Here is a 19,785-nt window from a genome sequence, read left to right on the forward strand (position 1 = left end):
GACCTGCTCTGGCTCGCCGACCGCCGCCCCCTGGGCCCGGCCCGCCCCCGCCACCCCCGCCTCCGCCCCGTGGTACCCTCCCCCCGGTCCGACGCTGGGGTAGCCCCCCGCCACGCCGGCCCCCCCCGCCCCCCCCCGGCGGGTGGCCCTGGGGCGGGCCCACGCTGTACGACAGCACCTCGATGCCGGCGAGGCGGCCGCGCAGGGCGTCCGGGATGGTCTGGTTCCAGATGGTGGAGCGGCCCAGGCCGCTCACCATGTCGCCCGCGCCGGCCGCCGCCAGGCACACCAGCACCAGCCACACGTTCGAGAACCACCCCGCCGCCGCGATCGCCAGCCCCCAGGCCGCCGCCCCGGCCACCACGAGCAGCCCGTGCCGCCGCACCCGGGACGTCCAGCCGCTGGTCAGCGAACAGAACAGGGAGCCCACCGCGCCGGCCGCGTACATCAGACCCAGGGACCACGGCGCGTCCAGCTCGTCCGCGAGGAACGGGAAGACCGTGTTCGGGAACGCGAAGAACATCGCCGCCATGTCGACGGCGTACGTGCCGAGCAGCACCGGCCGCGACCACGCGTAGGCCGCGCCCTCCGCCAGGCCCCGCAGTGACGGCTTGACCGCGTCGTGCGCGGGTGGCGCCGGGGCGAGGCGCGTGCACATCGCCACCGAGACGGCGAACCCGACGACCGTCACCGCGTACGCGGTCGCGTGCCCCGCGTACGCGACGACCACGCCCGCCAGGGCCGGGCCCGCGATCGCGCCCGCGTTCCAGCGCAGCGCGTTGAGCGCCGCCGCGGCGGTGAGCTGGTCGTGCGGCACGATCCGGGCGAGCAGCGAGTCCAGCGCCGGGCGCTGCAGCCCGGCAAGGCCCGAGACGCCGGCCGCCACGACATACAGCGGCCACAGCAGCGGGCTCGGCAGCAGCGCGTTCACGAACAGGACCAGGGCCAGGCCGCCCAGCCCCGCCTCCGTCCACAGGATCACCCGGCGCCGGTCCACGGCGTCCGCGAGGGCGCCGCCGTACAGACCGCACACCACGAGCGGCACCAGCTCCACCGCGCCCATCGCGCCCACCGCGAGCGGCGAGTCCGTCAGCTCCTTGATCTGCAACGGCAGCGCGACCATCGCCATGAAACTGCCGAAGTACGTCACCAGCCCCTGCGTCCAGAGCAGCCGGAAGTCCCGCACGGAACGCCACGGGGTCAGATCGGGCAACAGGGCGGAGAGCTTCGCGGAACGCGGGCGTTGTTCGGACACGACCCCCCATGCTCAACGCGTCCCGCGCCTCCGGCAACGCATTTATCCCCGGCACGCCTCGCGCCGGGGCCTGCGCGGGGTACGCACTCCAGCGGAGCCGCCCGGGTGGGCGGGCACACCGGCCCGGGCCCTCCTCCCACCACCCGCCCCCTCCGGTGCGCCCAGCCTCGGGCAGCGCCGCAGCGTGGGGCCGTGTCCGGCGGGCGTTGCCTTACGCCCTAGTCGCGGGGCTGCCAGTTCGCGGCCCGGGCCTCCTGGATCCTGCCCGGACCCTCCTCGGGCGTCGGCCCGGCGCCGAGCCTTGGGCAGCACCCCAGCGGGGGCCGGTACCGATCGATGTGGGGCTCAGACGTGCCGGGCGTTGGTTTGCGCCTCAGTCGCGGGGCTGCCAGTTCGCGTATCGGGCCTGGAGCTTGCCCGGGCCTTTCTCCCACCCACCCGCCCCCTCCGGGGCGGTCGGCCCCGGCGCCCAGCCACGGCCATAGCGCGGGCGCAATGAACCACGCGACTATCCGGCGCCGGGCAGATACGCCCCGTAAGGGGCGCGGGGAACTGCGCGACCAGCCACGACGGCGCGGCAGCCGGCGACGAGCTCGGCCCCTACGGCGAAGCCCGTTCGATCGCGCACCCGGCACCGGGGTGCCGCCTTGCCCACCCGTGCCGCCCCAGGCGGCAGACTGCCCAAGGCTGGGTCGACCGGAACACGTACCCGGGGCTGGGGTGCGGCCTCAAGACGGGGAGTCTGGAACGCGCGCCCAGAGCTGGGGTGCTGCCCGAGGCTGGGTGCCGGGCCCGACGCCCCCGGAGGGGGCGGGTGGTGGGAGCAGGGCTGAGGCTGGTCGCACCGTGCGCGGAGCCGCGTATCGGTACAGCCTCGCGTTACTGGCGGGCAGGTGTCCCGGTGCCGAATGGGCGGCGTGGATGATCGAGCCTGCTGCGCGTGGCGTGCGCATCCCGCGCCGGGGTGCCGCCCGAGGCCGGGTGCCGGGCCCGACGCCCCCGGAGGGGGCGGGTGGTGGGAGTAGGGCTGAGGCTGGTCGTGTTCGCATGGCGGAGTCGTATGTCGTTGCAGCCCCGTGTTCCTTGGGGGCATCTGCCCGGTGCCGGATGGTCGTTGGATGCGCATCCTGGGCTGGGGTGCTGCCCCCGGAGGGGGGCGGGTGGGTGGGAGCAGGCGGCAGGCCAAAAGAGACGCCGGGTCGGGAGGGAGGAGGCTCCAAGCCAGAGGGGAGGGGTACCGGGGCAGGTGCGTCCCGTCAGGGGCGCGGGGAACTGCGCGACCGGCCACGACGGCCCTGTAGCCGGCGACGGCGTTCGGGCGGCCCGAGGTGGGGCAACCAGAACGCACGCCCAGGGCCGGCGTGTCGCCCGAGGCCGGGTACCGGGCCGACGCCCCCGGAGGGGGAGCAGGGCCGGGGTAAGGGTTGGATGGGGCGGGCCGTAGGTGAGAGGTGCCGGGACGGACGTCCCGCCAACGGCGCGGGGACGTCGGCGGGGCAGCCGGCGCCGAGGCCCACACACCGCTCGGCGTACACGCCCCCACCCGCACACCACCGCCCAGCGCACACGCCCCACCGGCGCGGCATCGCCCCGCGCAGAGGCCCCCACCCGCGCGGCAGCGCCCCCGCTCACCACCGAGTCGGCGGCGGAGCCGTGAGGTGGTCGGCGAGGCGGGAGAGGCGGTCGCGGAAGCCGCGGCGGGCGCGGGGCGCCGGCACCGCGTTCTCCCCGGCCGCCGCACTCACCAGATGCTGCACCGTGTCGAGGTCGAGGTCCGTGTCACCGGGCACGGTCAGCGCGTCGTGGGCCATCGCCCGAAGCTCCCCACCCGCCCCCTCCGCGTCGAGCGCGAGCACCGTCGCCCCCGCCCGCCGCGCGTCGTGCACCCGCTCCAGCAGCCCCGCCCCCGCCTCGTCCGGCGTCACCACCAGCAGCGTCTCCCCGCGCCGCGCCGCCTCCAGCCGTCCGAGCCCGACCGCCAGGTGCGCCGGGTCGTCGGGCCGCGCGGCGTGCCGGACGAGGGTCGGCGCCAGTTCCGGCGTCCCGGACCACGCGGCCTCGTCCACCAGGTGCGCCGCCAGGTGCCAGGGCTCGTACGACTCGGTGCCGACGAGGAGCAGTCCGCCCCCGTGCGCCGACACCGACGAGCGCAGCGCCCCGGCGAAGCGGCGGGTGGCGGCGGGCCACCCCGTTCCGGCGAGGACCTCGCGCAGCAGGGCTACTCGTACGGCGTCCATGGCCCCGCATGGTGCCCGAACCACCGCCCCCGTCCGGCCCGTTCGCCCCAAGACCGCCCGTACGAGTCACAGGCCGACCCTGCTGACCAGGACCGTACGCATGAGTAAGGTCGCCTCATGACTACCAGTGACAGCGCACAGCCCGCCGCCCCCGCGAAGGCCCCCGCCAAGGACCCCTGGGAGCTGCCCGACGTGTCCGGGCTCGTCGTCGGCGTGCTCGGCGGCACCGGCCCGCAGGGCAAGGGCCTCGCCTACCGGTTCGCCCGCGCCGGACAGAAGGTGATCCTCGGCTCCCGCGCCGCCGAGCGCGCCCAGGCGGCCGCCGACGAACTGGGCCTCGGCATCGAGGGCGCCGACAACGCCGAGTGCGCCCGCCGCAGCGACATCGTCATCGTCGCCGTCCCCTGGGACGGACACGGCGCGACCCTGGAGGCGCTGCGCGAGGACCTCGCCGGCAAGCTCGTCGTCGACTGCGTGAACCCGCTCGGCTTCGACAAGAAGGGCGCCTACGCCCTGAAGCCCGAGGAGGGCAGCGCCGCCGAGCAGGCCGCCGCCCTGCTCCCCGACTCCCGGGTCACCGCCGCCTTCCACCACCTGTCGGCCGTGCTGCTCGCCGACCCGGCGATCGAGGAGATCGACACCGACGTGATGGTGCTCGGCGAGTCCCGCGAGGACACGGACACCGTGCAGGCGCTGGCCGCCCGCATCCCCGGAATGCGCGGCGTCTTCGCGGGCCGCCTGCGCAACGCCCACCAGGTCGAGTCCCTGGTCGCGAACCTCATCTCGGTGAACCGCCGCTACAAGGCCCACGCGGGTCTGCGCGTCACGGACGTATAACCACACGCCCGCGCAATCAGGGCGCGTTCAGGCGCGGGCGGGGCATGGGGGACACTGGTCGGCGAAACGGCGAAACACCGCCGTGCCGTACGTGCCGTATTGGAGCCGACCCCCATGCCCCGCATCGCACTCTTCGCCCTCGTGCTCTGCGTCCTCGCCGTCGCCGCCGCGGTGGTCTCCTTCGTCCAGGGCAGCTTCCTGGGTGTCGTGTGGGTCCTGATCGCCGGCATCACGTCGAACATGACGTGGTTCTACGTCCGCAAGGCCCGCATGGAGAAGGAAGCCGCGCGCCCTACCGAGGCAGCGTGACGGTCGGGATCTCCGGCGTCCCCTCCCAGAACTCGTAGAACCTGCGGCCCCAGTACGTGTCCCACTCGGTCACGCCCAGGCCGCGCAGCAGGGCGTCGACCGCGTCGAAGAACCAGCCGTTGACCGACGGGATCCACAGGATCGCGAAGACCGCGAGCAGCCCGAACGGGGCGAACGGCTCCACCTGCCGCCTGATCTTGTACGACAGCCAGGGCTCGATGACCCCGTAGCCGTCGAGGCCCGGCACCGGCAGGAAGTTCAGGATCGCCGCGGTCACCTGGAGCAGCGCCAGGAAACCGAGCGCGTACCGGAAGGTGTCCGGCACCCCGTCGAGCGCGTCCAGCCAGAACGGGGCGGTGCAGACGACGGCGAAGAGCACGTTCGTCAGCGGGCCCGCCGCCGAGATCAGACTGTGCTTCCAGCGCCCGCGGATCCGGCCCCGCTCGATGTAGACCGCCCCGCCGGGCAGACCGATGCCGCCCATGATCACGAAGATCACCGGGAGGATGATGCTCAGCACGGCGTGCGAGTAGACGAGCGGATTCAGCGTGAGGTAGCCCTTGGCGCCGACGGACAGATCGCCGCTGTGCAGGGCCGTGCGGGCGTGCGCGTACTCGTGCAGGCACAGCGAGACGATCCACGCGCCCGTCACGAACAGGAACACCGCGACGCCCGGCGCCGCCGCGAAGTCCGTCCACACCGCCCACCCGGACACCGCCGTGACGGCGGCGATCCCGAGGAACACGGGGCTGATCCGGTTGGTGCCGCGCCGGGCGGAGGCGGACTTCATGAACGGGCACTCCAGGGGTCGCGGGTCCGATGACGCCGGTGATCGACGGCGTGACCGAACGTACCCGGCCACCCCCGAAAAACGCCCCGCCCTCCACAAGGAGTTCCCGCCCGCCCGAGGAAGCCGACGCGAAGCGCACGCCTCAGCGGCTCCGTCGCAGGCGCGACCGACATGCCCCTGGGGCGCACGGAGTGCGCCTTCAGGGGCGCGGGGAACTGCGCGACCAGCCACGACGAAACCCGCACGCGGCGACGAAGGCCCACCCCGCCACGGCGACAGGCCGCCGAACCACGACGAAAGCCCCACCCGGCAACGAAGGCCCAACCCGCCACGGCGGCAGACCGCCGAACCACGACGAACCCGCACCCCGGCAACCCCGCGCTGACTCACGCCGCCCGACCGGCGACAATGGGCCCCGTGCGCTATCGCCTGCTAGGTCCGACGGAGGCGCTCCGCGACGACGGCACCCCCGTCCCGGTCGGCGGAGCCAGACTCCGCGCGCTCCTGACCACCCTCGCCCTGCGCCCCGGCCGCACCGTCCCCGCCGCCCTGCTCGTCGACGAGGTGTGGGGCGCCGAACCGCCCGCCGACGCCCCGGGCGCCTTGCAGGCCCTCGTCGGACGGCTGCGCCGTACCCTCGGCGCCGGCGCGGTCGACTCGGCGGACAGCGGCGGCTACCGGCTCGCGGCGACCTCCGACGACATCGACCTGTTCCGCTTCGAGCGGCTCACCGCCGACGGGCTGCGCGCCCTCGCCGACGACGACCCGGCGAAGGCGGCCGACGCCCTCGACGACGCGCTCGCCCTGTGGCGCGGCCCCGCCCTCGCCGACCTCCCCGACCGCACCGCCGAGGCCGCCCGCTGGGACGCCCGCCGCCTCGATGCCCGCCGCGCCCGCCTCACCGCCTTGCTCGCGCTCGGCCGGGCCGAGTCCGCGCTGCCCGAGCTGACCGCCCTGTGCGCGGCGCACCCGCTGGACGAACCGCTCCAGGCGCTGCGGCTGCGCGCCCTGCGCGACACCGGCCGCGCGGCCCAGGCGCTGGCCGCCTACGAGGACGTGCGCCGGGGGCTGGCCGACCGGCTCGGCGCCGACCCGGGGCCCGAACTGCGCTCGCTGCACGCCGAGTTGCTCGACCCCGGCCCGGTCGACCGGCCCGTACGGAAGGCGTCCGGGGTGCGCGGGAACCTGCGGGCCCGGCTCACCTCCTTCGTGGGCCGCGAGCACGACATCGAGGCGATCCGCGCCGAACTGGCCCGCGCCCGCCTCGTCACGCTCCTCGGCCCGGGCGGCGCCGGAAAGACCCGCCTGTCGCAGGAGGTCGCCGACGGCCTGGCCGGCGGCGACGCCGTCCCGGACGGGGTGTGGCTGGCCGAGCTCGCCCCCGTCGGCGACCCCGAGGCCGTGCCGGAGGCCGTCGTCAGCGCGCTCGGTGCCCGCGAGACCGTGCTGCGCGGCGCCGGCGCCGAGGAACTGCGCGTCGCGAGCGAGCGGCACGGCGACGACCCGCTCGTCCGCCTCGTCGAGCACTGCGCCGACCGCCGCATGCTGATCATCCTCGACAACTGCGAGCACGTGATCGACGCGGCGGCCACCCTCGCCGAACAGCTCCTCGCCCGCTGCCCCGGCGTCACCGTCCTCGCCACCAGCCGCGAACCCCTCGGCGTCCCGGGCGAGGCCCTCCAGCCGGTCGAGCCGCTCCCGGAGCCGTACGCGCTGCGGCTGTTCGGCGAGCGCGGCGCCGCCGTGCGCCCCGGGTTCACCGTCGACGAGGCCCCGGAGGCCGTCGGCGAGATCTGCCGCCGCCTCGACGGACTGCCGCTGGCCATCGAACTCGCCGCCGCCCGGCTGCGGATGCTCACCCCGCGCCAGATCGCCGACCGGCTCGACGACCGTTTCCGGCTGCTCACCTCCGGCGCGCGCACCGCGCTGCCCCGCCAGCAGACCCTGCGCGCCGTCGTCGACTGGTCCTGGGATCTGCTCGACGCACCCGAGCGCACCGTCCTCGCCCGTCTGTCCGTGTTCAGCGGCGGCTGCGACCTGGCCGCAGCCGAGTCCGTGTGCGCCACCGCCGGCGCGGACGCCCCCGACGTGCTGGAGGCGCTCGGCTCGCTCGTCGACAAGTCCCTCGTGGTCGCCGCCCCCGACGACGAGGGCGGCATGCGCTACCGGCTCCTGGAGACCGTCGCCGAGTACGCGGGCGACCGGCTCGACGAGGCCGGCGACCGGGAGAGCGCCGAGCGCGCTCACCTCACGTACTACCGCGAACTCGCCCGCACCACCGACCCGTTGCTGCGCGGCCGCCACCAGCGTGCCGCCGTCGCCCGCATCGAGCGCGACTACGAGAACCTGCGCACCGCCCTGCGGCACGCCGTCGCCGCGCGGGACGAGCAGGAGGGGCTCGGGCTCGTCCTGTCGCTCGCCTGGTTCTGGCAGATGCGGGACCTGCGCACCGACGGCCGCACCTGGACGCGGGAGGTCGCCGCGCTCGGCCCCGACCCGTTCGCCGGGCCCGCCCGGCCAGCCCCGCCGATCCTGGAGCGCTGCACCGACGCCCCGCCCCCGTTCGCGGGCGAACTCCTCGACGAGGCCCGCCGCCAGCTCCACCTGTGCCGGTTCGCGACCATGGACATGGAGATGGACGAGTGGCGCTCCGAGGCCGGGCAGGAGCGGCTGCGGATCATCGTCGACACCTACCGGGCCGACCTGCCGCAGGCCTGCCGTCCGCCCGGCAACATCTGGTACTTCGCCGTCGTCATGACCGGCGACCTGGAGCGGCTGCACCGGCTCACCGACATCACCGTCGCGACCTGCCGGGAACTCGGCTACGAGTGGGAGCTCGCCCTCGTCCTGCAACTGCGCGCCAACCTGCACGCCAACCGGGCCTCCTGGGCCGCGACCGGGATCGCGGACGCCGACGAGTCGATCGAGCTGTTCACCCGGCTCGGTGACGAGTGGGGCGTCGCCGAGGCGCTGTCGGCGCGCGGCGAGGCGCACGAGAAGCTCGGCCGGTTCGCGCAGGCGGCCGCCGACTTCCGGCGGGCCCGTGAGGTCGCCGAGGACATGGGCGCGCACGCCCAGTCGACGATCCTCCAGGTGCGGCTGGGGCAGGTGCTGATCGAGCTGGGGGAGGCGGAGGAGGGGGAGCGGATGCTGTGGCAGGCGCTCGACTCCGCGCGACGGCCGGCGAACGAGGCCCGGCCCGTCGCCCGGATGATCCTCGTCGGCCGCCTCGCCTCGACCGGCCGGATCGCCGAGGCGCGGGAGCAACTGGAGCTGCTGCGCGAGGAGTTCGCGGGGCAGGGGGTCAACTTCTTCCACTCCATGCTGACCGGCATGGAAGCGATGATCGACGTCACCGAGGGATGCGCCGAGTCGGCGCTGGCGAACGTGTCGCGGGCCGTGGAGCTCGCCGCGGACCCGCTGGCCGTGATCATCATGCCGCACCTGATGGCGATGCAGCTGCTCACCGCGGCCCGCGCGCTCACCCTGCGCGGGCAGGACGGCGACACGTGCCGTGCGGCCCGGCTGATCGGCGCGGCGGACGCCTCGCTGCCGGAGGGGCACATCCCGAACGGGATGGAGCGCAAGTGGCGGGCCGACGCGGAGGCGGCCCTGCGCGCCGTGCTCGACGACGCGGACTACGAGCGGGAGCGCGCCGAGGGCGGCGCCCTCTCCGTGGAGGAGGCCGCCGCCCTCTTCTGACGTCAGACGCGTACCGGGTGAACCGGTCTTGTGTCAGGCCTTCTTGGTGAACTTTCGGATCGCGACCGGGGCCATGACGACCGTCAGGCCGGCGGTCCAGGCGAGCGTCACCCACAGGCCGTGGGCGACCGGGCCGCCCACCATGAGACCGCGGGCGGCGTCCGCGAGCCCGGACATCGGGTTGTACTTGGTGAAGTTCTCCAGCCAGCCCGGCATCGACGCGGTCGGCGCGAAGATCGACGAGCCGAACTGGAGCGGCATCATCACCAGGAAGCCCATCGCCTGCACGGACTGGGCGTTCTTCATGGTCACGCCGAGGACCAGGAAGATCCACATGACGGCGGAGCCGAACAGCGCGGACAGGCCGAGCGCGGCGAACAGTCCGCCCCAGTTCGTGATGTCGAAGCCGACCAGGACCGCGACGACCATCAGCACGGTGGTGGCGACGAGCAGGCGCAGCAGTTCGACGGAGATCTTCGCGATCAGGACCGAGCCGCGTCCGATGGGCAGGGACCGGAAGCGGTCCATGATCCCCTTGTGGAAGTCCTCGTTGAAGCCGGTGCCGACGCCCTGCGCGATGTTCATGCTCATCATCGCGACCATGCCGGGGATCACGTACTGCACGTACTGCTGCTGGCCGCCGCCGAGGGACTGGCCGATCGAGCCGCCGAAGACGTACACGAACAGCAGCGTGAAGATGACGGGCATCAGGACCGCGTCCATCATCGACTCGGGGTCCTGCTTGATCCACAGCAGATTGCGGCGGACGAGGGCGCCGGTGTGGCGCAGGTGGCCGCGCAGTCCGATCCGGGGGTCGGCCGCGACGGTGATGGTGGGAGCGGTGGTGGCGGTACTCATACGGCGACCTCCTCGAGTTCGGGCCTGGCGTCCTGGGGGACGGTCGCCTTCTGGCCGGTGATGGACAGGAACACCTCGTCCAGGCTGGGCAGTTCGGTGGCGATGGAGCCGATCGTGATGCCGCGCGCGGTGACCGCGCCGACGACGGCGGTCAGCTGCTCGTCGCTCAGGATCGGGACGAGCACGGTGCCGGACTCGGTGTCCACGGTGGTCGTGGCGAGGCCGGTCAGGCCCAGGTCGTCCAGCGCGTGCGCCAGCGGGCGCAGCTCCAGCGGGTCCGTGGGGCGGATCCGCAGCGTGCGGCCGCCGACCTTCGCCTTGAGCTCGTCGATGCCGCCGTTCGCGATGACGCGGCCGCGGTCGATGACGGTCAGCTCGGAGGCCAGCTGCTCGGCCTCCTCCATGTACTGGGTGGTGAGCAGCACGGTCACGCCGTCCCGCACCATGCTCTTGACCTCGTCCCACACCTCGTTGCGGGTCCGGGGGTCGAGGCCGGTCGTCGGCTCGTCGAGGTAGAGCACGTGTGGGCGGCCGATCATGGAGGCGGCCAGGTCGAGGCGGCGCCGCATGCCTCCGGAGTAGGTCCGGGCCGGGCGGCTCGCCGCCTCGGTCAGCGAGAACCGCTCCAGCAGCGCGTCGGCCCGGGCGCGGGCCTCCTTGCGGGACAGGTCGAGCAGGCGCCCGATCAGGTAGAGGTTCTCCCGGCCGGAGAGCTTCTCGTCGACCGAGGCGTACTGGCCGGTGAGGCCGATCACGCGGCGCAGCTGGCGGGGCTGGCGCACGGCGTCGTAACCGGCGACGACCGCGGTGCCGGCGTCGGGGGTGATCAGGGTGGACAGGCAGCGTACGAGGGTGGTCTTGCCGGCGCCGTTCGGGCCGAGCACACCCATCACGGTGCCCTCGTGCACGTCCAGGTCGACACCGTCCAGGGCCTTGGTCTCGCCGTAGTGCTTGACCAGCCCCCGCACGGCCACGGCGACTCCTCGGCCGCCTTCGGGGTTCACGTCGATTCGCGTCATGCCCCCAATCTGACGCCCCCCACCGACACCCGACCGACATCCCACCGACAGCGCCCGCGCCCCGCCGACAGCCCGCCGACACCGGCGGCGCGAGGCGCGGGGTTGTACCGGATCAGCGCCTCCGCCGCGGGGCGCGAGCGTCATGGCCTCCTGGGGCACGCGGAGCGTGTCCTCAGGGGCGCGGGGCTGTACCGGATCAGCGGCTCCGCCGCGGGGCGCGAGAAGCCCCAACCCTTGGGGGGCGCACGGAGTGTGCCCTTCAGGGGCGCGGGGAACTGCGCGAGAAGCCCCACCGGGCGGCACCCGGCGACGATCCTCAGCCCCTACGGCGGCGGCGCTGTAGCGGAGGCCCGCTGAATCGCGCACCCGGCGCCGGGGTGCCGCCTTGCCCACCCTCCCCCAAGCTCTCGGCTTCGCTCGAGCAGGGGGTACCCCCATCGCCCCAGGCGGCAGACTGCCCAAGGCTGGGTCGACCGGACTGCGTACCCGGGGCCGGGGCGCGGTTCCAGGGCTGGGTCGGCCGGACGGCGTACTCGGGGCCGGGGCGCGGCTCCGAGGCTGGGGCGACCGAGCGCGCACCGGCACCGGAGCTCAGCCCGACGGGACCCCACGGCGGAGGTGGGCCCTCCCCGCGGCCCGCCGAGGCACCGGGTACACACGACGGTTCAACCCAGCGGAGCGTGACGCAGCCCGTCGACGGGGGAAGATCGACGGGCTGCGATGGTGCCGCTATGGCTCAGATGTGTTCAGGAGGGGCCCCGCCTCAGTGGACGGAGTGCTCCTCCTGAGGGAACGTTCCGCCGACCACGTCCTCCGCAAACGCCTTCGCCGCGTCGGACATGACGGTACGCAGATCGGCGTACTGCTTGACGAAGCGCGGCATCTTGCCCCCGGTGAGCCCGAGCGCGTCCGTCCAGACGAGGACCTGCGCGTCCGTCTCGGGGCCCGCGCCGATCCCGACGGTGGGGATGTGGAGCGTCCGCGTGACCTCCGCGGCGAGCTCCGCCGGGACCAGTTCGAGGACGACCGCGAAGGCGCCCGCGTCCTGGACCGACTTCGCGTCCCGCAGCAGCTGCTGCGCCGCCTCCTCGCCGCGCCCCTGCACCCGGTAACCCTGCGTGTTGACCGACTGCGGGGTCAGGCCGATGTGCGCCATGACCGGGATGCCGGCCTCGACGAGCAGCTTGATCTGGGCGTGCGAGCGCTCGCCGCCCTCCAGCTTGACCGCGCCGACGCCCGCCTCCTTGACGAGCTGCATCGCGGAGCGCAGCGCCTGCGTGGGCCCCTCCTGGTAGGACCCGAAGGGCAGGTCGCCGACGATGAGCGCGCGGGACGTGCCGCGCACGACGGCGGCGGAGAGCATCGTGAGCTGGTCCAGGGTGACCGGGACCGTGGTCTCGTAGCCGAGGTGACAGTTGCCGGCGGAGTCGCCGACCAGCATGACGGGGATGCCGGCCTCGTCGAACACCGACGCGGTCATGGCGTCGTAGGCGGTGAGCATGGGCCACTTCTCGCCCCGCTCCTTGGCGAGCGTGATGTCGCGCACGGTGATGCGCCGGGTGCCCTTGCCCCCGTACAGCGCCTTGGGATTGCTGCTGTCGGCGGACTGCGTCGGGGCAGCCTGAACGTGTTGCGTCATCGCAACGGCTCCTTCAATTCGTCTCGAGGCGCCCTGACGGCGTCCCCGGATCACCTCCCATGGTGGCACCGCGTGCAGCCCCCGCGCCAGAGCACACGACCCCGGTAAAGCCTCGGTAAGGGAAGTCTCCCGGACTTCCAATACGGAACGGTGCCGTATCGAAATGGGGCTAGGCTCGTACGCATGACCACTCCCGTCGCTCCCGAGGCATCTCGGATACCCGAGGCGGTGCACCGCCGCCGCTGGGCCATCCTCGGCGTGCTCATGCTGAGCCTGCTGATCGTCGTCCTCGACAACTCCATCCTGAACGTCGCGATCAAGACGATCTCGACCCCCGCCCCGACGGGCCTCGGCGCCACCCAGAGCGAGCTCGAGTGGGCCATCAACGCCTACACCCTCGTCTTCGCCGGCCTCCTGTTCACGGCCGGCCTGCTCGGCGACCGCGTCGGCCGCAAGAAGGTCCTCATCGGCGGCCTCGTCGTCTTCGGCATCGGCTCCGCGCTCGCCGCCGAGTCCGGCTCCCCGGTGCAGCTCATCGCGTTCCGCGCGCTCATGGGCCTCGGCGCCGCGTTCGTCATGCCCGCCACCCTCGCCGTGCTCATGAACGTCTTCGAGCGCGAGGAGCAGCCCAAGGCCATCGGCATCTGGGCGGGCGGCGTCGGCCTCGCCATCGCCATCGGCCCGATCACCGGCGGCCTGCTGCTCGACCACTTCTGGTGGGGCTCGGTCTTCCTGGTCAACGTGCCGATCGTGATCCTCGCCGTGGTCCTGATGATCGCGCTCGTGCCCGACTCCAAGGACCCCAAGCCCGGCCGCATCGACCTCGTCGGCGTCGCGCTCTCCATCGTCGGCCTCGTCCTGCTCGTCTACGGGATCATCAAGGGCGGCGACGAGGGCGACTTCACCAGCCCGCAGGTCCTGGCCACGATCGCCGCGGGCCTCGCCGTCCTGGTCGGCTTCGTGCTCTACGAGAAGCGCAGCGACCACCCGTCGATCGACATCGACTACTTCAAGAACAAGGTGTTCTCGGCGGCCATCGCCGCGATCGCCCTGGTCTTCTTCGCCCTCATGGGCGTCACGTTCTTCTCCGTCTTCTACACGCAGAGCGTGCGCGGGTACTCGCCGCTGCAGACCGGCGCCCTGATGCTGCCGCTGGCCGTCGCCCAGCTGATCTTCGCGCCGCGCGCCCGGCTCGTCGTCGACCGGTTCGGCGTGCGGGTCACCACGACGGGCGGCCTGGTGCTGCTCGCCGCCATGCTCGCCGCGTTCACGATCCTCGACGCCGACACCCCGATCTGGCTCCTGGAAGTGATGTTCTTCCTGATGGGTACGGGCATGGCCCACGTCATGACGCCGACCAGCGTCGTCATCATGCAGGCCCTGCCGCGCGAGAAGGCCGGCTCGGCGTCCGCGCTGAGCAACACCTTCCGGCAGGTCGGCGGCGCGCTCGGCATCGCCGTACTCGGCTCCGTGCTCTCCACCGCGTACCGCGGCGGCATCGAGGACAAGCTGGGCCTGCTCCCGCCCGGCCTGCGCGACGCCGCCGGCGGCTCCATCGAGGCGACGCTCGGAGTCGCCGAGAAGCTCGGCCCGCGCGGCGAGGCCCTGATCGGCCCCGCCAACGACGCCTTCCTGCACGCCATGCACGTCACCGCGCTGTGGGGCGCCGGAGTCGCCCTGGTCAGCGCGGTCGTCACCGGCCTCTTCCTGCCCGGCCGGCCGCCCGCGGCACCGCAGGGGCAGAGCGGCGAGCCGGAGAAGGTGGGCGCGCGGCACTGATCACCGCACACGGGGGCTGACGACGCTGAGAGAATCACCCCGGACCCCCGCTGGACGGCAGGGTTCCGGGGCGTGGCGGAAGCGGAGGCGACACGTGGACACGGGTACGGGCACCGGTGCGGACACGGGTGCGGGCGGTGTGGCGACCGGCGCGCGCACGGGCCCGGAGAACGACCCCGAGAGCACCCCGGTGAGCGACCCGGCGACCCGGCCGGTGACGGTCCCGGAGCCGGTCGCGGTCCCGGAACCGGAAACGGGGCCGGGCGACGCCGGTACCGTAGCGCGCTCCTACCAGCGCCACCGGATGCGCGGGGCCGCCGACTGCCCCGCGCCCGCGCGCGGCCGCCCCCGCAGCGAGGCCGCCGAACTCGCCATCGTCGAGGGCGTCGTGAAGCTCCTCGAAGAAGGCGTCCCGCTCGCCGAACTGTCCATCGAGCGCATCGCCCGCACCGCCGGCGTCGGCAAGGCCACCATCTACCGGCGCTGGAGCGGCAAGGAAGAACTCTTCGTCGACGTCGTCGCCTCCATCGAGGGGCCGGACCCCGAACTCCCCGGCACCTCCCTGCGCGACGATCTGATCCGCCTCCTGGAACACATGCGCCGGCGCGGCCTCAACCTGCGCAACTCGGCCCTGCTCCACAACGTGTTCGCCCAGATGAAGACCCTGCCCAAGCTCTGGGACGCGTACCACGAGGTCGTCGTCGAGCCCCGCCGCCGCGCCATGCACGGCGTACTGCGCCGCGCCGTCGCCGAAGGCGAACTCCCCGAAGGCACCGACATCGAACTCGCCGGCGACCTCCTCAGCGGCCCCATGCTGCTGCGCACCGTCATGCGGTCCGACGCGCCGCTCGCCGACGACCTCTCCGCCCGCGTCGTCGACACCGTCCTGCGCGGCCTCCTCAACGCGCCCGGAACAGAAGGCGTCCGGAGTGAAAAGCCGCAGGTCCCGCCCCTCGGGTGATTGTGCGGGTTTCGTCACAGAGGCCCCCTGGACCGGCCGGACCGGAACCCGGCGCCCCGCCCCGCTCGTCCTCGTCGCAGTACGGACGACACATCACCCCCGTCCCACGGGGGTGTGACGGAACAGCGAGCCGTCGTCATCGCCTAGGGTGCTTCGGGCGGGGACGGCGGGCACGGCAGGCAGTGAGGCGACGACGGCATGGCGCAGGCGTACTACAGCTCAGACGCCCAGGAATCCGAGCGCAGCGGATCCCGGCTCCGACGCCTGGGAGTCCGGCTGCGCGAGGACCGCGGCTACTGGCGGCGCGGCATCGTCCTCGCGGTGCTCGCGGTCCTGCTCGGCCTCGTCATGCTGCTGCACGCGCAGATCCCCAACACCATCGGAAACCTCGGCTCGTTGACCGAGACCTTCCTGCCCTGGTTCGGCCTCTTCGTCCCGGTGCTGCTGATCCTCGGACTCGTCCGCCGCTCGGCGACCGCCGTGATCGCGGTCCTCGTCCCCGTGATCGCCTGGTTCAACCTCTTCGGCGGTCTCCTGCTCAGCGACAAGCAGTCCGGCGGCGGCGACCTGACCGTCGCCACCCACAACGTGAACGCCGACAACCCCGACCCCACCCGCACCGCCCGAGACGTCGCCGCCTCCGGCGCCCAGGTCCTCGCCCTCGAGGAACTGACCGCCGAGGACGTCCCCGTCTACGAGAAGGCCCTCGCGGCGACCTACCCCTTCCACTCCGTCCAGGGCACCGTCGGCCTGTGGAGCAAGTACCCGCTCAGCGCCACCCGGCCCGTCGACATCAAGCTCGGCTGGACCCGCGCCATGCGCTCGACCGTAGCCACGCCGCAGGGCGACATCGCCGTCTACGTGGCCCACATGCCCTCGGTCCGGGTCAAGCTCGACTCCGGGTTCACCGCCAGCCAGCGCGACGAGAGCGCCGACGCGCTCGGCGCCGCCATCGCCCACGAGCAGCTCGGCAAGGTCGTGCTCCTCGGCGACCTCAACGGCACGATGAACGACCGCGCCCTGAACGCCGTCACCTCCCAGATGCGCTCCACCCAGGGCGCCGCGGGCAGCGGCTTCGGCTTCAGCTGGCCCGCCTCGTTCCCGATGGCCCGCATCGACCAGATCATGGTCAGGGACATCGAGCCGGTCTCCTCCTGGTCCCTGCCCGCCACCGGGAGCGACCACCTGCCGATCGCGGCCCGCGTCAAGCTCTGACGCGGTGACGGAGGACATGCGCTGACGCGGCGAGGGAATATTTGTTCAGGGCGTAAACTTAATAGTTCTGCTCACCGCCCGCCCCTCCCCGGAAGATCCTCCATGCCCCTCGCCCTGCTCGCGCTCGCCGTGGGCGCCTTCGGCATCGGCACGACCGAGTTCGTGATGATGGGACTGCTCCCCGACGTCGCGGCCGACCTCGGCATATCCATCCCCTCCGCCGGACACCTCGTCTCCGCGTACGCCCTCGGCGTCGTCATCGGCGCCCCGCTGCTCGCCGCCCTCACCGCGCGCATGCCGCGGCGCCGCGTCCTCATCGGGCTCATGGTCCTCTTCGTCGTCGGCAACGCCGTCTCGGCCGCCGCCCCCGGCGAACACTCCCTTCTCCTCGCCCGTTTCGTCAGCGGCCTCCCGCACGGCGCCTTCTTCGGCGTCGGCGCCGTCGTCGCCACCTCGCTCGTGGCGCCCGAGCGCAAGGCCCGATCCGTCTCGCTGATGTTCCTCGGCCTCACCGTCGCCAACGTCATCGGCGTCCCCGTCGCCACCGCGATGGGCCAGCACCTCGGCTGGCGCGCCACGTTCCTCGCCGTCAGCGCCATCGGGCTCCTCGCCATCGCCGCCCTCGCACTGCTCGTGCCCGCGGACCACGGACACGGCGAACTCGTCGGCGTACGCGGTGAACTGCGGGCCCTCAAGTCCCTGCCCGTGTGGCTCGCGCTCGGCACGACCGTGGCCGGATTCGGCGCCCTGTTCGCCGCGTACAGCTACATCACGCCCATGCTCACCGACGCCGCCGGGTACGCCGCGGGGAGCGTGACGCTGCTGCTCGCACTGTTCGGCGTGGGGGCGACCGTCGGGAACCTGCTCGGGGGGCGGCTCGCCGACCACCATCTGCGCGGCACCCTGTTCGGCGGGCTGGCCTCGCTCGTGGTCGTGCTCGCGCTGTTCCCCGTGCTGATGCGGGCGCAGTGGAGCGCGGCCGTCGCCGTGCTGCTGCTCGGGACGGCGGCGTTCGTCACCGGGTCTCCTCTGCAGCTCATGGTGATGGAGAAGGCCGCCGCGGCGCCTTCGCTGGCCTCGTCGGCCAACCAGGCCGCGTTCAACCTCGCCAACGCGGGCGGGGCGTTCATCGGCGGGCTCGCCCTCAGCGCGGGCCTCGGCGTCACCTCCCCGGCGCCGGCCGGGGCCGTCCTCGCCGTCCTCGGACTGGGCGTCGCCGGGGTCGCGCTCCTTGTCGACCGGCGCCGCGCGGTTTCCGGCGCGGTGGTCGCCGGTCCGGCCGGGCGGGTCGTCGTCGGGCGCGTTCCGGTCGAGGCGGGCTCCGCCACATCGAGCCCCTCGGGGGACTGAGGAGCGGGGGCCGGGGACCTGGGACCGGGACCAGGGCCAGGACCGGGGCGGAGCCCCTGGGGCGCACACCCTCCGGGCGGCGTCCCAGGGACCGCCGGCCGGGGCCCTAGGCCCGGTAGCCGAGGACCGTCATCATGCCCGCCTCCGAGTGGTAGATGTTGTGGCAGTGGACCATCCACAGGCCGGGGTTGTCCGCCTCGAAGTCGGTCGTCACCGTTTCGCCCGGGCGGACGATCGCCGTGTCCTTGCGGGCGCCCGCCGCCCCGCCGCTCAGAGCGAAGGTGTGGCCGTGGAGATGGACCGGGTGCCACATCTTCGTGTGGTTGCGGAACACCAGGCGGACCCGCTCGCCCGCGCCGACCGGATGGCGCTGGTCCGACGTGTACGGCTTGCCGTCGAAGGCCCAGTCGTACTTCTCCATGCTGCCCGTCAGGGTGAGGGAGAGCGTGCGGTCCGGCTCGGCGGACGGCAGGGCCACCGACTCCGCCGGGCGCAGCCGGTCCGCCGTGACCAGCTTGCCGTTCAGCTCCGCGGGGCGTGACGTGGGGGAGGGGGCCGCCCCGGACCCCGTGCGCAGGACCGCCATCGCCGTCCGCTTCTTGCCCTCGGCCAGTGCCGTCAGCGGGAACACCCCGTCGCCCGCGGTGACCAGCACGTCGTACCGCTCGCCCATGCCGAGCAGCAGCGCGTCCGTCTTCGCGGGCCGCACCGGGAAACCGTCCGTGTGCGTCACCGTCATCTCGTGCCCGCCGAGCGCGACCCGGAACGCCGTGTCCCCGCCCGCGTTGATGATCCGGAGCCGGATGCGGTCGCCCGGGCGGGCCTTGAACGAGGACGGGGCCTCGGGCGTCCGCCCGTTGATCAGGTAGTGCGGGTAGGCCACGTCGCCCGCGTCCCCGCCGAGCAGCTCGCTCGTGGCGCCCATCATCATCCGGGACGGGCCGGTGCCGGCACCCGTGCCCGCGCCCTTGCTCGGGGACGCGTCGGTGCCGCTCATCCCCGACATGTCGTGCCCGGAGTGGCCGCCGCCCGAGCCGCCCGAGCCGCCGGAACCGCCCCCGTGGTCCATGCCGGAGCTGAGCTCCTTCAGCACCGCGTCCGGGGTCGAGCCGTCCACGCCGTCGACCCAGTCGTCCAGGACGATCACCCACTCCTTGTCGTACGACAGGGGCTCCTTGGGGTCGTCCACGATCAGCGGCGCGTACAGCCCACGGTCCTGCTGGGTGCCGGAATGGGGGTGGAACCAGTACGTGCCGGGGTGCGTGACCGCGAAGCGGTACGTGAAGTCGGCGCCGGGCGCGATCGGCTTCTGCGTCAGGCCGGGGACGCCGTCCATGTCGTTGCGCAGCGCCAGGCCGTGCCAGTGCAGGGAAGTCGCTTCGGGGAGATGGTTCGCCAGGGTCAGGGCGAGGGTGTCGCCGGCGGTCACGCGGACCTCTTTGCCGGGCAGATCACCCCCGTACGACCACGACTTGACGGTCCTGTCGCCCAGTTCGAGAGAGGTCGCGGCGGCGGTCAGGCGGACGGAGCGGACCGGTCCGGAGCCGCGCCTGCGCTCCGCCGCCTCGACCTCGGGGCCCGCCGGGTCGACGTAGCCCTGGGGCGCGGAGCCGCCCGCGCCGTGGCCACCGTGCCCGGAGCCGGACCCGGTGCCGGAGGAGCAGGCGCCCAGCAGCCCCGTGCCGGCCACGGCGAGGGAGGCGCCGAGAAGAGTGCGGCGGCTGGTCGATGCGGTCGGGGAGCCGGGGAGTGAACGTGTCGTGCGCATAGGTGAGTTGCACCTCGATGTCGGTGTCGTACGTGCTGCGTGCAGTGGGCGAACTCATCTGCTGCT

Annotated in this window: 14 protein-coding genes; 7 read left to right on the plus strand and 7 right to left on the minus strand. The window is 73.5% G+C overall.

The window, feature by feature from the left end; genetic code table 11:
* Together ACFW9D_RS17795 and ACFW9D_RS17800 are read right to left on the minus strand one after the other, a co-directional pair.
* On the minus strand, positions 1 to 1,255 hold a 1,255-nt coding region (locus ACFW9D_RS17795), incomplete at its 3' end, for an MFS transporter (RefSeq protein ID WP_384622998.1).
* Between the two features lie 1,628 nt (positions 1,256 to 2,883).
* A complete protein-coding gene (locus ACFW9D_RS17800) occupies positions 2,884 to 3,492 on the minus strand; it encodes a hypothetical protein (RefSeq protein ID WP_188339261.1) in 609 nt (202 codons plus the stop codon).
* Between the two features lie 117 nt (positions 3,493 to 3,609).
* Here ACFW9D_RS17800 and npdG point away from each other — a divergent pair, with 117 nt between their 5' ends.
* Together npdG and ACFW9D_RS17810 are read left to right on the plus strand one after the other, a co-directional pair.
* Complete coding sequence (gene npdG / locus ACFW9D_RS17805) at positions 3,610 to 4,329, plus strand: NADPH-dependent F420 reductase (protein ID WP_384623000.1); 720 nt, start codon at positions 3,610 to 3,612, stop codon at positions 4,327 to 4,329.
* A gap of 114 nt (positions 4,330 to 4,443) precedes the next feature.
* Positions 4,444 to 4,638: a hypothetical protein gene (locus ACFW9D_RS17810; RefSeq protein WP_188339263.1), complete on the plus strand. Its 195-nt coding sequence runs from the start codon at positions 4,444 to 4,446 to the stop codon at positions 4,636 to 4,638.
* Here the strand turns inward: ACFW9D_RS17810 and ACFW9D_RS17815 are convergent.
* Positions 4,622 to 5,428: a site-2 protease family protein gene (locus ACFW9D_RS17815; protein ID WP_384623001.1), complete on the minus strand. Its 807-nt coding sequence runs from the start codon at positions 5,426 to 5,428 to the stop codon at positions 4,622 to 4,624. The two genes, ACFW9D_RS17810 and ACFW9D_RS17815, sit on opposite strands and share 17 nt — an antisense overlap.
* 408 nt (positions 5,429 to 5,836) lie before the next feature.
* On the opposite strand from ACFW9D_RS17815, the gene ACFW9D_RS17820 reads away from it, so the two are divergent.
* Positions 5,837 to 9,130 (plus strand): BTAD domain-containing putative transcriptional regulator, encoded by a 3,294-nt coding sequence (locus tag ACFW9D_RS17820; protein WP_384623002.1) that lies wholly within the window; start codon positions 5,837 to 5,839, stop codon positions 9,128 to 9,130.
* 33 nt (positions 9,131 to 9,163) lie between these two features.
* Here the strand turns inward: ACFW9D_RS17820 and ACFW9D_RS17825 are convergent, their stop codons facing one another.
* From ACFW9D_RS17825 to panB, 3 genes are all read right to left on the minus strand, one after another.
* The gene (locus ACFW9D_RS17825; protein ID WP_188339266.1) at positions 9,164 to 9,988 is read right to left on the minus strand and encodes an ABC transporter permease; all 825 of its coding nucleotides are present in this window, start codon (positions 9,986 to 9,988) and stop codon (positions 9,164 to 9,166) included.
* Positions 9,985 to 11,007, minus strand: a complete 1,023-nt coding sequence (locus ACFW9D_RS17830) for an ATP-binding cassette domain-containing protein (protein WP_384623004.1) — start codon at positions 11,005 to 11,007, stop codon at positions 9,985 to 9,987. The genes ACFW9D_RS17825 and ACFW9D_RS17830 overlap by 4 nt, the downstream gene beginning before the upstream one ends.
* A gap of 763 nt (positions 11,008 to 11,770) precedes the next feature.
* Positions 11,771 to 12,646 carry a 3-methyl-2-oxobutanoate hydroxymethyltransferase gene (gene panB / locus ACFW9D_RS17835; RefSeq protein ID WP_188339268.1) on the minus strand — a complete coding sequence of 292 codons (876 nt, stop codon included), beginning with the start codon at positions 12,644 to 12,646 and terminating at the stop codon, positions 11,771 to 11,773.
* Between the two features lie 183 nt (positions 12,647 to 12,829).
* Between panB and ACFW9D_RS17840 the strand changes: the two genes are divergently transcribed.
* The 4 genes from ACFW9D_RS17840 (at position 12,830) to ACFW9D_RS17855 (ending at position 17,951) form a co-directional block, all read left to right on the plus strand.
* A complete protein-coding gene (locus ACFW9D_RS17840) occupies positions 12,830 to 14,425 on the plus strand; it encodes a DHA2 family efflux MFS transporter permease subunit (protein ID WP_188339269.1) in 1,596 nt (531 codons plus the stop codon).
* A 304-nt stretch (positions 14,426 to 14,729) separates the two neighbouring features.
* Positions 14,730 to 15,386 carry a TetR/AcrR family transcriptional regulator gene (locus ACFW9D_RS17845; protein ID WP_384623030.1) on the plus strand — a complete coding sequence of 219 codons (657 nt, stop codon included), beginning with the start codon at positions 14,730 to 14,732 and terminating at the stop codon, positions 15,384 to 15,386.
* A 198-nt stretch (positions 15,387 to 15,584) separates the two neighbouring features.
* On the plus strand, positions 15,585 to 16,601 hold the full coding sequence (locus tag ACFW9D_RS17850) for an endonuclease/exonuclease/phosphatase family protein (RefSeq protein WP_188339270.1): 1,017 nt from the start codon (positions 15,585 to 15,587) through the stop codon (positions 16,599 to 16,601).
* A 102-nt stretch (positions 16,602 to 16,703) separates the two neighbouring features.
* Positions 16,704 to 17,951, plus strand: a complete 1,248-nt coding sequence (locus tag ACFW9D_RS17855) for an MFS transporter (protein ID WP_384623007.1) — start codon at positions 16,704 to 16,706, stop codon at positions 17,949 to 17,951.
* 106 nt (positions 17,952 to 18,057) lie between these two features.
* Here ACFW9D_RS17855 and ACFW9D_RS17860 read toward each other — a convergent pair whose 3' ends face one another.
* The gene (locus tag ACFW9D_RS17860) at positions 18,058 to 19,719 is read right to left on the minus strand and encodes a multicopper oxidase family protein (protein WP_384623009.1); all 1,662 of its coding nucleotides are present in this window, start codon (positions 19,717 to 19,719) and stop codon (positions 18,058 to 18,060) included.
* Positions 19,720 to 19,785 lie beyond the last annotated feature (66 nt).

The organism is Streptomyces sp. NPDC059524 (assembly GCF_042749255.1).
GTDB classification, from domain to species: domain Bacteria; phylum Actinomycetota; class Actinomycetes; order Streptomycetales; family Streptomycetaceae; genus Streptomyces; species Streptomyces xanthii.

Excerpts from the sequence above, each read along its gene's own strand:
- ACFW9D_RS17840 (WP_188339269.1), top strand. The coding sequence starts at position 12,830 with ATGACCACTCCCGTCGCTCCCGAGGCATCTCGGATACCCGAGGCGGTG.
- npdG (WP_384623000.1), top strand. The coding sequence starts at position 3,610 with ATGACTACCAGTGACAGCGCACAGCCCGCCGCCCCCGCGAAGGCCCCC.
- ACFW9D_RS17810 (WP_188339263.1), top strand. The coding sequence starts at position 4,444 with ATGCCCCGCATCGCACTCTTCGCCCTCGTGCTCTGCGTCCTCGCCGTC.
- ACFW9D_RS17845 (WP_384623030.1), top strand. The coding sequence starts at position 14,730 with ATGCGCGGGGCCGCCGACTGCCCCGCGCCCGCGCGCGGCCGCCCCCGC.
- ACFW9D_RS17855 (WP_384623007.1), top strand. The coding sequence starts at position 16,704 with ATGCCCCTCGCCCTGCTCGCGCTCGCCGTGGGCGCCTTCGGCATCGGC.
- ACFW9D_RS17820 (WP_384623002.1), top strand. The coding sequence starts at position 5,837 with ATGGGCCCCGTGCGCTATCGCCTGCTAGGTCCGACGGAGGCGCTCCGC.
- panB (WP_188339268.1), bottom strand. The coding sequence starts at position 12,646 with ATGACGCAACACGTTCAGGCTGCCCCGACGCAGTCCGCCGACAGCAGC.
- ACFW9D_RS17860 (WP_384623009.1), bottom strand. The coding sequence starts at position 19,719 with ATGCGCACGACACGTTCACTCCCCGGCTCCCCGACCGCATCGACCAGC.
- ACFW9D_RS17830 (WP_384623004.1), bottom strand. The coding sequence starts at position 11,007 with ATGACGCGAATCGACGTGAACCCCGAAGGCGGCCGAGGAGTCGCCGTG.
- ACFW9D_RS17800 (WP_188339261.1), bottom strand. The coding sequence starts at position 3,492 with ATGGACGCCGTACGAGTAGCCCTGCTGCGCGAGGTCCTCGCCGGAACG.
- ACFW9D_RS17850 (WP_188339270.1), top strand. The coding sequence starts at position 15,585 with ATGGCGCAGGCGTACTACAGCTCAGACGCCCAGGAATCCGAGCGCAGC.
- ACFW9D_RS17825 (WP_188339266.1), bottom strand. The coding sequence starts at position 9,988 with ATGAGTACCGCCACCACCGCTCCCACCATCACCGTCGCGGCCGACCCC.
- ACFW9D_RS17815 (WP_384623001.1), bottom strand. The coding sequence starts at position 5,428 with ATGAAGTCCGCCTCCGCCCGGCGCGGCACCAACCGGATCAGCCCCGTG.